Origin of the sequence: Pseudogracilibacillus amylolyticus (SeqCode), from assembly GCF_051918545.1 — a bacterium.
In the GTDB taxonomy this organism is placed as follows: Bacteria; Bacillota; Bacilli; order Bacillales; family Amphibacillaceae; genus Pseudogracilibacillus.
On record NZ_JBPPZG010000095.1, the window covers coordinates 1 to 9,258 of the forward strand.

The following is a 9,258-nucleotide window of genomic DNA, read 5'->3' on the forward strand; positions in this document are numbered from 1 at the left end:
CCTTTCTTTGGGATTTAGTTTAGTACAAACCTAATTATACCAAAGGTTGGAGCCCTTTTTGTATTTATAAACTAGATTTTACTTTCGTAATCCAGGATTATCAAAGTTATCAGGATCAATATGAAAAGATAAACAAGTCAATAGAAGGTATGGATAAAGGACTAGAAACACGGAATAAATTTTTACAAGAACTGAGACAGGAGGTTATCAACCTTCAGAACCAACTTACTAGTGTACTACCTTCCATAAATGAAATCAATAATCTGCTTAAAAACTTTGGTTTCACAAACTTCGAATTAGCTGAATCAGAGGAAGAAGGTAATTATAAAATTATAAGGGAAAATGGAGATGATGCAAACGAGACATTAAGTGAAGGAGAGAAAACCTTTATTACGTTTCTATACTTCTATCAACTTATCAATGGGAGCAATGAACAAAATAAAGTTAATACAGAAAGAATAATTGTCGTAGATGATCCCATATCAAGTCTAGACAGTAATATTTTATTTATTGTAAGTAATTTGATTAATAGATTAAAGCAAAAAGTTAGAAGTAACGATTCAATGTTTAAACAGTTACTAATATTTACTCATAATGTATATTTTCATAAGGAAATATCCTTCAATAAAGGTAAGGGAAATAAGAAGTTAAATGATGAGACTTTTTGGATTCTTAGAAAGATAGATGATATTACTCGCATAAAAGAGTATAAAGAGAATCCCATTAAAAATTCTTACGAGTTACTTTGGAAAGAATTAAAGGAAAATCAAAATTCAATAACAACACCAAATATTATGAGAAGAATATTAGAAAATTACTTTAAATTTTTCGGGAATATAGACATTAATGAAATTATAGAGGAATTTCCGGATAAAGATAAAGTGGTATGCGATTCTTTACTTTCTTGGGTAAATGATGGATCACATCATATAAATGATGATTTATATGTAGATATTAATCCAGAGTTGAATGAAAAATACTTTGATGTATTTAAGAGAATCTTTGTCATTTCTAACCACGAATCTCATTTTAATATGATGATGGGAGAAATTGAATATGAAAATGAAGTTCAACAAGCATTGAAAGAAGCGGCAGCTAGTCAGGAGTAGATGGATGATTTACGAAAGGCTAATAAAAAGAGTATGTAGAAAAGGATTGTCCCCTTAATATGGGTCTGTCCTCACACTATCCGTTAATGATTTAGTTGCTTCTGTAGAGTTCTACATTGGAATCTTTGAATAGAAGGAAAGTAAATAAAGCAAATTGATTTAGACTAGGGGAAGCGTTATGTTTATTGGTGAAAGTTTGACTAATCGTCGTATTTTTACATGGATATTCACGAAAATAGCTCCCTGAAATGTTGGGTATAACAGTAACAGAACAGGCGGTTTGGCAATACGAAAATAATTATACGTCACCCAAAATGATGATCGTAAATGATTTAAGATCTATTTTCGATTGAGAAACAAATCGGTGAGAGTCTTTATCGATCCATCCGATATTATTAGGGTAACAATGCTGATGTTTAATTTTACAAATGGATACGTTTACCACACTATAGCAAAACTTTTATTATTATAAAAGATCGAAGTTGCTGCTATACTTCAATCTTTTAAAAATAATAGTTGAATTACAAACAAATGTAAATTATCCGATTCTATGTTATACTAGCATTAGATAGGGGAAAACTACATACACATACTATAAAGGATGTGATGTGTATGTGCGATTCCGACAAGAGCGGTAAGAATAAAAAAGGGGATGAAGATATGTTGGCACATGCAGATAAAATATCTAGTCAGAATGCATTGAGAAAGCCTAAAATAAAAAGAACAAATCTACTTTCCTCATCAACTGATGAAACATTTAAGACAATGAACGAAATAAGCAAAAAGCAAAGAGGATTAAGTAACCTTACTTACAAGAAGTTGTTTGGAGAGGAGTAGGGGATTGTCAGAATCTGAATTTATTAATCCTGAAAAATGGAAAAATATTAATAGAGGATACTTTTATCAGGCTGCTATGTATTACCTCTCAAATACTGAGCAGCCTTTACGTTTTCTTGAATTTAATGATGAAGAAAATAGTTATAAAATTGTTCAAAGGTATGGGGATTTTAGCCCAGTAAAGGTCGAGGGGCGAAAAAGAGCGGTTGAGCAAGATATTGTAATTACACTAAAACCAAGGCAGGTAATTTTAATTTCCAATGATAGGATTAACCAAAATAAAGATTTTGAGTATGTGCAAGTTTTACCTGTTTTTGGATTAACATATCAAGATTCAAATCGACCGTGGTATCAAGACTTAAAGAATGATAATCATATAGGATTTGCCTATTTACCAAGAGGTACAAGTCATGGTGTAGCTGTAGATTTAACTCAAGTTTCCACTATACATAAAAGTTTATTGCTAAAAAAACAGTCCAAAGTACCTGAAGATAGATTAGAATTTATAGAATCACATTTATTAGAATTGCTGGACTTATAATAGATTTAATAGCTTAACCTCACTTTAAATCATGGGGAGATATATTTCAAGATAAAGACGGCTAACACTATTTTAGGTAGGGTACTTCACCACGCACCTGTAGTTAATATTGTAGAGGACTAACGTTTAATAGATCATATACAAACGGAAAATAAAGAGATAGTTGTAAGTTTATTCGATAAAATTCATATTGGATTCTTAAACAATCAAAAATGTATTAACAAGTTATTTATCCCGATAAGATGGAATCATTTAGAAACGATAGAGGATGAGGACTTGGCCGCGTTATTAACATGCCATCCTTATCACGCAATTACCAACAATTTTTAATACAAGATAAACGGGAGTAGTGATTACAGAATAAATCTACTCCCGCTGTGAAAACTACTAATCTATACAAAGTACCCACAAGAAACCCCGCACTAATTGAAAGCGGAAGAATTTGCAGCGGTTCTAGCCTTGGAAGGAGGTCGCTATATAGCGGCTTTTTTTAAAAACATTTTATTATTTAACAATACTTTTTAAAATGCGCCTGCTCCTCCGCCACCTGAAGAACTGGAACCGCCAGATGAGCCACCACCACTGTTTATACGTGTGAGTGAGTAAAATATAGCGTTATGAGTGAATGATTCCACGATAAACCCAGCGCTGAGTAATAAGTTGCTGCTTTCCTTCAGTTCTTGAGCAAACTGTTCCTTATTGAATTGTTTTGCATATTTTTTGCCGAGATTGAGATTAATTGCATATAAGATTCGGTTCTCTATTATTGTGACGTCTGAACCGACCGGATACTGATTTTGGATAATGAGATTACTCGCTTTATTCATAGATTGCTTGATTGGAGCGACTTCTTCCGTCCAATAGTATGCCGGTATGCATAGACTTGCTATGAATGCTATGACATAGAGTACAATAGCCCAAATCCCTGCACTGAATAAGGAAAAGAAAATCAAACTTAACGTCGTAATTATTCCATAATATAAAAATAGGACGAATTTATGACGGGAAAATATTGTTACTAAGAGTGTACTTACAATGATAATTAGTTTTAAGCTAATCTGTTCTCCTCGGCTTAAGATGTCAATCGTAATGAAGTAATAAAATAGGCCTCCGCAAATTACAGCAAATAACATAGCTATCCATTTAAATAAAGGATACGGATAACGAACTTGTTCATATTCTTCCCGCTCCAAGACAAGGTTTTTCCATGTTTGTACATGTTCATTGAATGCTTTTGCTTTTATTTTTCGAACATCGTCTGGCTCCTTCACATCATCGATAATGTCTTCCAACAAGAAACTTACTTCATTTTCCGTTGTTTCTGTAAACAGCCAATCCTTTAAATATTGATCTGCCTCATCAATTTCTTTATGATGATCCATCCACGTAAAGCGCACTGTCGATTTGTTTTCATCTTTATTGGAAGGGGCTTCCTCGATGTGAATGATCTCTCTCGTTTTTAAAGAGAATAAAGCAGGTAAAAGCGACTTCTCATCTATTATTAAACGAAATCGCTCCAAATAACTGACGAATAGTGGGTCTGTACGTTCAAAAATTTGAATGAGTGTCTCATCATCATATTTTTTTCGATTACGAATGGGATGGATACGTATAATGAATACAGTAATTAATACAATCATTATTGCAAGTATCATGATGATCGGTTTTAACGTACTAAAGTTTTCCTGCAAGTGGGTCGCCCGGTCTTGCCAGTCCTCTTCCGCTGCTAAGGTTTGATTAAGCATATCTTTATCTTCTGTCACTTCCATTTCCGACAATGCTGAACTTGGAAAAAGAAGTGTAAGATACGAATCTTTTTTAGCAGGCAATAGATCATTTTTGTACACAATGGTATTTGTATACTTTTCAACGGAGCCGCTGTCACCTTTTTCACGCAAAAAAACATACATGTCATCTATGTTTAATGATGCCGGTGGTAAAATCGTAATGGTTAAATCCCGGATGTCTGATTCATTTTCCTTATCGAAAAAACTGTAATATAACTTTCCAATATCCCTATATTTTTCAACTGAACCATTAATTTCATATGTATAGAGGATCGTTTTTGTTTCATTGTTGGATTTTGTGAATGATTTATATGTTCTTTCATCCAATTCCGTCTGTAATGGCTTAATTTTTTTAGTGTCGCCTTCTAGGAATGCTCGATGGTCATTATCCGGAAGAAGAAATGCATTAAAATTGCTTACATCAGATTTAATGGTACGTGTTGTTCCGTTATATTCACCATCAAAAGAATAGGTGTACACTTCTTGTACATGTATACGACCGGATTCATCAATTTCCGCACTAATTGTCACTTTGTTAATTGTATAAGAACGATCTTCACACGCGGTGAGGGTCATTGTTAAGCAGACAAGTCCAATAAGTAGAAAAGTACGTAAGAATTTTCTCATCTACATCTCCCTCCTTATCCTGAATTATTCGCAGCTGGAAAATAAGATGCTTGTATTTACTGATAGATTAAGTTTTTGATAAAAGTTAACATTTACCTAAAAATGAAAAAAGAATCCATTTCTATTAGAGTTAAATCACGATAAGATCACCACAGAAAAAATTTTATAATGGCTACTTTAACTTAAAATACTCTAAAATTCAATAATAAAATTAAAATGTCAAATGGTGGTAGTTCCTTTTCTTCTGATTCAGGGCAATTTCTCGTTATGGTTGTATTTGCAATAGCAATTTTCGTGAATTATCCACATGGAAATATACAAATGGAAAGAATACGGGCACATGCGGGTGAAGCTTTTACCCTTGTAACAATACTTCTTGCAGCTGGTGCCTTCTTAGGAATTATATCCGGTAGTGGGATGGTCGATGAGATGACAGTCGGACTGGTACATATTATCCCTAATACTTTTGGTTCGTATGTACATATTATTGCTGGGATTGTATCCGTACCTTTACTTATGATTTTACCGGCTGATGCTTATTTCTTTGCTTACGTTCCATTACTTATGGAAATAGGTGCTGAGCATGGTGTGTCAGCAACATCTGTCGCTTATGCAGCAGGAGTCGGAGCGACAATTGCTGGTTATATTAGTCCGCTTATCGCTGCTACTTATCTTGCGGTTGGATTAGCACGAGTTGATATAGCGAGCCATATAAGATTTTCTGTTATTTGGATTTGGAGTCTAAGTATTATATTATTGATTGCTTGTATTCTACTTGGTCTCGTAACTATTTAACTTTTATAAATGAACATAAATATGTCTATTTGCTGCCTAATCATTAAGAGTTCTATGGGGAATATTCATAGAGCTTTTTTTATTTGAATAATTTGGATTACCTCAAGCCTTGGACAAGCTCTGGAAGTTTTTTATAAAAGTCTATTATCTTTTAATTCCTTTTTAATAATACATAGTATGTAGTTAGCCAATAATAAAACAAGAGGGTTTAAGCATTTTGGATATGCTATAATTGTAGATATAATGGAAATAAAAAGGCGGTGTTTTTATGCATAAAGACAGAAAAGAAGAGGAAAGTTTTCATGAACGAAAATTCGCCTGGATTGATAAGTGGGTTAAAATGACTGGAGAAAGAGCAAAAATTGATGCAAAAGCAAATAGGACTTACATTATTTACGAAACAGAAAATGGTCCCGTTAAAGAATATCCGGATGGACGAATAATTGAAATCGATTATAAAATTAATGGTGAAGGTCATGAATCAAGTTAACCGAGATCCTATGATGTATGTGTTTGCTGGTAACAATGGAAGTGGAAAAAGTACAATAAGAAATTTACTTATTGATAAGTTGGGCTTATATTGATCAAGACGTCTTCCAATAAATAAACTTGAAAATATATTATTTTTAAAAGAACAAAAGGGGACAGTACTCATTATTTGAGGGACTATCCCTATTATGATCTATTTGCCAATGGAATTATTCTCTCTGGAGATTTAAAGCATCACGATGGGAGGAGTCCCCAATTAACATGTTCTTTTGAATTTTTCCACTTAAGGTTTTTGGCATTTTATCAATGATATAAAATCGTTTAGGAACCTTATAGGGAGCCAATTCTTTTCTGCAAGTTTCCTTAACTTCTTCAAAGTCAATTTTTTCGTTATTCTTCAATGTAACAAATGCCACAACTATTTCGCCTTTTATTACATCTGGTTCCCCTACAACAGCAACTTCAAGAAATCTTGTATCTTGATAGAGCACTTCTTCTACTTCCCGAGGATATATCTTTAAACCCCCTTGATTAATCATGTCCTTTTTGCGATCAACAATATACAAATAACCATCTTCATCCTTATAGCCGATATCTCCTGTATAAAACCAACCATGACGTAAAACTTCAGCCGTTTCTTTAGGCATTCGCCAGTATCCTTTCATCACATTTGGACCTTTAACTGTAACCTCCCCTTTCATCCCAGTGTCTACTTCTATTCCAGGAAGAGGAGGACCTACAGAACCGTGTTTGATTTTCTTTCCATACCGATGGTTTGAAACAATTGGAGAACACTCTGTCAGACCGTATCCTTCCAAAATATCGAAACCAAAAATCTCTTTCCACTTTTTATGGACACTAATTGGCATAGAAGCAGCACCTGTAAAAGCAATCCGTAACGCAAACTCATATTTTGAAATACATTTATTATTGAGTAGCATCGCATACATAGTAGGTGGACCAAAAAAATACGTTATTTTTTCAGCTTGTAATGTATGTAAAACTTTTTCTGTATTATACTTAGGCATAATATAACATGTCGCTCCAGAAATAAGCATGGTCAATAAACAATTCGTTTGTGATGCGGAATGATATAATGGTGCTACAATTAATCCAATATCCTTTTCAGTACATTTTAATATTTCACTATATGTCATGGCATTTCGAGCAAGACCATCATGGGTTAACATGGCGCCTTTCGGTCGTCCAGTTGTTCCAGACGTATATAATATTTGACATACCTTATCATCGTTCATAATAGAAGAATCATTGGTTGATGAATGTCTTTTGAGGACGGAATGAAAGTCTTTATCTTCATCAGTTTCGTCTAGCAATAAGTATGTTTTAAATTCACTTGATTTGGATGAAATAACTGGGATGTTTTTTTGAGCACTTTGCTCGCAAATAAAAAGGGTTGGTTGTGCATTTTCTGCAATAAAAGCAATTTCTTTTGGGGTGTATGTTGGGTTGATAGGCACAATGATTGCTTCCATCTTCATTGCTGCAAAATAGCAATAAAAAACTCCATTCTGTTTCCTATTTGAATTAAAATTCGGTCACCTTCCTTAATTCCTATTTGTTTAAAAGTATTGACCGTCCGATTAATCTGGCTTAACAATAGTTCATATGTCACACTCGACTCTTCATTTATTAACGCAATTTTGTTAGGGGTTTTACGTGTTATTTCTTCCAATTCACTGATAATATTCATCGTCAAAACACCTCTAAATTATTATTTTTTTAACAATTCATAGAGTGACTATGCATAAAAACCAACAATGACGCTAACCTTAAGCGCTTACATTAATTTGAAAGGAGAACTTATATATATTTATTTATCTCTATATTTTGGAGTTCTTTTTTCGAAAAAGGCCACAATACCCTCTACCTTATCTTCCGTAGTAAAACAGTGTCCAAACATTTCCGCTTCTACTTTGTATCCTGCATCAGTATTATTTAACCCAGTGTGGATAGAACGTAAAGCTGATTGGATTGCAATTTTCCCATTGCGTGCTATGCTTTCAGCAATCTCTTTACTTTGTTTGGAGAGGATGGGTGCAGTTGGACAAACCTTACTAATTAAACCAATTTCTTTTGCAGCCGTAGCATCTAGTCGTTGACCGGTCAAAATCATTTCTGTAGCTTTTGAAGCACCGACAATTTTTGGTAACCTCTGTGTACCACCTGCACCAGGTATAATTCCTAACGTTACTTCGGGTAAACCAAACAAAGCGTTTTCAGTCGCAATTCGTATATGACAAGCAAGTGCGAGCTCTAAACCGCCACCTAAACATGCCCCATCGATTGCGGCAATCACTGGAATTGTAAATGATTCGATCCGATTCATTAATTGATGCCCTAAATAAGAGAGACGTGATGCATCTTCTTTTTCTGTTATTTCATGAAACTCGTTAAGCTCAGCGCCAGCCATAAAATGTCTCTCTGCTCCCTGTAAAACAATCGCTTTTATGGAAGCTTCTTTTTCGACTCTTGTAAAAGCAGCATGTAAACTTTTCATTGTACCCATACTCAATGTATTAACTGGTGGATTGTTAATCAAGATTCTAGCAATTGAATCAATTATTTCTAGTTTTACTTTGTTATATTCTAATTCTATGTTCAAATCGTTAATTCCTCCTTTTCTAATAAATTGATAATGCCGTTTTTAATACGTATTAAGACTAATTGTAATAAAGAATGCTATGGAAAAGAAAAAACATTATGAAACGTGCAAAAAATGTAATTGACATCAATTGTTAAAATAAGTATAATGCATAATAATATATATCGTATAAATTATGTCATATAAATAGTAAGGTGTAAAGACACAATTTATACTTTCACTATTCATTAAATAATTACTTATAATTTGTCATCCATAGAAGTGAATACACCTATCGATAAAAAGGAGGGGATTTTAAATTCAATAATGAAAACGCTTACTATATTTTGAGGTTTTATTTATAAGGGGGAATCTAGTGTGAAAACAAAATCAGTAGAAACTTCTATGTAAAATATTTCAGAGGGCACAACAAATAAACCATAAAAAAATGTATTTTTTTTTGCGGTGGTT

At 33.4% G+C, this 9,258-nt stretch carries 8 protein-coding genes and 2 pseudogenes; 6 read left to right on the forward strand and 4 right to left on the reverse strand.

The features are described 5' to 3' along the window. The first annotated feature begins 89 nt into the window (after nt 1-89). The 4 genes and pseudogenes from ACPYKA_RS11560 to ACPYKA_RS11575 all read left to right on the forward strand — a co-directional run bounded on the left by ACPYKA_RS11560 (nt 90) and on the right by ACPYKA_RS11575 (nt 2,487). Nucleotides 90-1,109, forward strand: coding sequence for an AAA family ATPase (locus ACPYKA_RS11560; RefSeq protein WP_479542445.1), 1,020 nt, complete (start codon nt 90-92; stop codon nt 1,107-1,109). Between the two features lie 178 nt (nt 1,110-1,287). Beyond that, a pseudogene (locus tag ACPYKA_RS11565) lies at nt 1,288-1,456 on the forward strand (spr1629 family repressor/antitoxin); the annotation flags it as partial. 265 nt (nt 1,457-1,721) lie between these two features. Further along, the gene (locus ACPYKA_RS11570; RefSeq protein ID WP_479542434.1) at nt 1,722-1,946 is read left to right on the forward strand and encodes a hypothetical protein; all 225 of its coding nucleotides are present in this window, start codon (nt 1,722-1,724) and stop codon (nt 1,944-1,946) included. Between the two features lie 4 nt (nt 1,947-1,950). Beyond that, nucleotides 1,951-2,487 carry a type II toxin-antitoxin system PemK/MazF family toxin gene (locus ACPYKA_RS11575; protein WP_479542435.1) on the forward strand — a complete coding sequence of 179 codons (537 nt, stop codon included), beginning with the start codon at nt 1,951-1,953 and terminating at the stop codon, nt 2,485-2,487. A gap of 521 nt (nt 2,488-3,008) precedes the next feature. On the opposite strand, the gene ACPYKA_RS11580 is transcribed toward ACPYKA_RS11575, so the two are convergent. After that, nucleotides 3,009-4,901 carry a DUF2207 domain-containing protein gene (locus tag ACPYKA_RS11580; protein WP_479542436.1) on the reverse strand — a complete coding sequence of 631 codons (1,893 nt, stop codon included), beginning with the start codon at nt 4,899-4,901 and terminating at the stop codon, nt 3,009-3,011. A 321-nt stretch (nt 4,902-5,222) separates the two neighbouring features. Between ACPYKA_RS11580 and ACPYKA_RS11585 the strand changes: the two genes are divergently transcribed. Both ACPYKA_RS11585 and ACPYKA_RS11590 read left to right on the forward strand, forming a co-directional pair. Continuing rightward, the gene (locus ACPYKA_RS11585) at nt 5,223-5,696 is read left to right on the forward strand and encodes a hypothetical protein (protein WP_479542437.1); all 474 of its coding nucleotides are present in this window, start codon (nt 5,223-5,225) and stop codon (nt 5,694-5,696) included. 268 nt (nt 5,697-5,964) lie between these two features. Further along, entirely contained in the window at nt 5,965-6,186 is a 222-nt protein-coding gene (locus tag ACPYKA_RS11590; RefSeq protein WP_479542438.1) for a hypothetical protein, read from the forward strand. Between the two features lie 208 nt (nt 6,187-6,394). Here the strand turns inward: ACPYKA_RS11590 and ACPYKA_RS11595 are convergent, their stop codons facing one another. From ACPYKA_RS11595 to ACPYKA_RS11605, 3 genes and pseudogenes are all read right to left on the reverse strand, one after another. Continuing rightward, the gene (locus tag ACPYKA_RS11595; RefSeq protein WP_479542446.1) at nt 6,395-6,886 is read right to left on the reverse strand and encodes an AMP-binding enzyme; all 492 of its coding nucleotides are present in this window, start codon (nt 6,884-6,886) and stop codon (nt 6,395-6,397) included. 9 nt (nt 6,887-6,895) lie between these two features. Continuing rightward, nucleotides 6,896-7,896, reverse strand: a pseudogene (locus tag ACPYKA_RS11600) (class I adenylate-forming enzyme family protein); the annotation flags it as partial. Nucleotides 7,897-8,016: 120 nt separating this feature from the next. Beyond that, entirely contained in the window at nt 8,017-8,808 is a 792-nt protein-coding gene (locus ACPYKA_RS11605; RefSeq protein ID WP_479542439.1) for an enoyl-CoA hydratase-related protein, read from the reverse strand. Nucleotides 8,809-9,258 lie beyond the last annotated feature (450 nt).

Excerpts from the sequence above, each read along its gene's own strand:
- ACPYKA_RS11570 (WP_479542434.1), top strand. The coding sequence starts at position 1,722 with ATGTGCGATTCCGACAAGAGCGGTAAGAATAAAAAAGGGGATGAAGAT.
- ACPYKA_RS11580 (WP_479542436.1), bottom strand. The coding sequence starts at position 4,901 with ATGAGAAAATTCTTACGTACTTTTCTACTTATTGGACTTGTCTGCTTA.
- ACPYKA_RS11585 (WP_479542437.1), top strand. The coding sequence starts at position 5,223 with ATGGAAAGAATACGGGCACATGCGGGTGAAGCTTTTACCCTTGTAACA.
- ACPYKA_RS11590 (WP_479542438.1), top strand. The coding sequence starts at position 5,965 with ATGCATAAAGACAGAAAAGAAGAGGAAAGTTTTCATGAACGAAAATTC.
- ACPYKA_RS11595 (WP_479542446.1), bottom strand. The coding sequence starts at position 6,886 with ATGAAAGGGGAGGTTACAGTTAAAGGTCCAAATGTGATGAAAGGATAC.